This is a genomic window from Acidovorax sp. KPB24-07 (assembly GCF_057543315.1).
In genome coordinates, this window is the sequence record NZ_BAAJYS010000781.1 from 1 (window position 1) to 933 (window position 933).

Genomic DNA, 933 nt, shown 5'->3' on the forward strand with positions numbered 1-933 from the left:
CTTTGCTGCTCGCGCCGGGCCTGCCGGGCATCGGCGATGTGTCCGGCCATGCGCGCCATCGAGCGGCGGATGGCGGCGCCGTCCTTCTCGGGCGCCAGCGCCGCCAGGCCCTGCGTTGTGGGCAGCTCCACGTTGATGCTCAGGCGGTCGGCGTAGCGGCCGGCGCGCTGCATCAGCTCGGGCGAGGCATCGGGAATGGTCTTGAGGTGGATGTAGCCGCGAAAGTCGTGCTCCTCGCGCAGCACGCGGGCCACCTCCACCACCAGCTCCATGGTGTAGTCGGGGCTCTGGATGATGCCGCTGGACAGGAACAGCCCCTCGATGCAGTTGCGCCGGTAGAAGTCGAGCGTGAGGTCCACCACCTCCTGCACCGTGAACCGCGCGCGCTGCACGTTGCTGCTCACGCGGTTCACGCAGTACAGGCAGTCGTACAGGCAGAAGTTGGTGAGCAGGATCTTGAGCAGCGAGATGCAGCGCCCGTCCGGCGCGTAGCTGTGGCAGATGCCCGAGCCCTCAGTGGAGCCGATGCCGCGCCCGCCCACGGAGTTGCGTGGCGCCGCGCCGCTGGAGGCGCACGAGGCGTCGTACTTGGCGGCGTCGGCGAGGATGGCGAGTTTGGCGTCGAGAATCACTGTATGAATTTACAGTGATGTGCGGCGGGCCGCAATGAAAATCTGCTGTGCTACTAAAAATGTAGCACGATGCCCTAGCAACATATGCGCTGGAGGCCGATGGGGCCATGATCCCTGTAGGCTGGAAAGGCCTGCCGATCACAGGCCTTTTTCCACCATGTCCAGGAGCCGCTGGGCCATCTGGTCCATCTGCGGCCCCACCGCGCGGCCCAGGGGGCCGTCGATCACCAGCAGGGCCAGGCCGTGCACCGCCGACCAGGCCAGGAACTCCGCCCCGGGCCGCCGCTCGGCGGGCAGCACG

Annotated in this window: 2 protein-coding genes; both read right to left on the reverse strand. The window is 67.4% G+C overall.

The features are described 5' to 3' along the window. On the reverse strand, window positions 1-632 hold a 632-nt coding region (locus AC27IQ_RS25750), incomplete at its 3' end, for a radical SAM protein (RefSeq protein WP_487091334.1). Between the two features lie 138 nt (window positions 633-770). Further along, window positions 771-933, reverse strand: a 163-nt coding sequence (locus AC27IQ_RS25755) for a TetR-like C-terminal domain-containing protein (protein ID WP_487091335.1), incomplete at its 5' end; no start/stop codon positions are given.